This is a genomic window from Pseudomonas koreensis, from assembly GCF_012986595.1.
Classification (GTDB): domain Bacteria; phylum Pseudomonadota; class Gammaproteobacteria; order Pseudomonadales; family Pseudomonadaceae; genus Aquipseudomonas; species Aquipseudomonas koreensis.
Genome location: NZ_JAAQYM010000020.1, coordinates 1 through 958, shown reverse-complemented (window position 1 = coordinate 958; position 958 = coordinate 1). Strand labels below are relative to the sequence as shown.

Below are 958 nucleotides of genomic sequence, written 5' to 3'. Positions count from 1 at the left end.
AAACAGAAGGGGGAAAAAGAAGAAAAGGGGCCTGAGAAGAGAAAGAGAAGAGAAAGAAAGCCGGGAAGAAGGGAAGGCACCAGGGGGGGCATGAGCAGGGGGGAGAAGGGAAAGGAACAAGTAGGAGGAGAGAGGGGGGACGACAACCTGAAAAGCGAAAGACGGGGGAAAAAAGCAAGGAAAAGGGCCGAGAGAGAGAGGGAAAAGAAGAAGAAGGAAAAGGAGAGAAAGAGAAGGGGGGAGGGGGAAGGAAGAAGGGGAGAGGGAGGAGGGGAGGAGGGAGAGAGAAGAGAAAGAAGAGAAGAAAGAGAGGGGAAGGAGAAGAAGAAGGAAGAGAAGAAAAGGGAAAGAAAAGAAAGGGGAGGAAAGGAAAGAAAAAGAGAAAGAGGGGAAAGGGGGGGAAAGAGGGAAGGAAAGGGAAAAAGGGAGGGAGGAAAGAAGGGGAAAAGAAGGGAGGAGGGAAAGGAGAGGGGAAAGAGAGGAGAAGAGGGGAAGGGAAGGGGAAAAAGGAGGAAGGAAAAGAAAGAAGGAGAGGGGGAGGAGAGAAAGGAAGGGAAAGGAGGAAAGAAAAAGAGAGGGGAAGGGGAAGGAGGGGAAAAGAAAGGAGGGAAGAAGAGGGGGAGGAGAGAAGAAGAGGAAAGAAGGAAAGAGGGGGAGGAGGAAAGAGAAGGAAGGGAAGGGGAAGGAGGAAAAGGGAAAAGAAGAGAAAAGGAAAGGGGAGGGGGGGAAGAGAAAGGGGAAAAGGAGAGGGAGGAAGGAGGAGAGGGGAGAAGGAAAGGAGGAGGGAAAGAGGGAAAGAGGGGGGCGGGAAAGCGAGACGCAGCGGGAGCGGAGGCGAAAAGCAGCAGCCGAGACCAAGAAAGGGAGGCGCGAAGAGGAGGGAGGAAGGAGGGGGGAAGGGGGAGAACGACGGGAGAGGGACGGGAAGGACGGGGGGGAAGGAGGGAGGGGAGAGGAG

At 54.6% G+C, this 958-nt stretch carries 1 protein-coding gene; it reads left to right on the top strand.

Annotated features, from left to right (window positions below; genetic code table 11):
• On the top strand, positions 1–958 hold a 958-nt coding region (locus tag HBN98_RS28425), incomplete at both ends, for a hypothetical protein (RefSeq protein ID WP_222935026.1).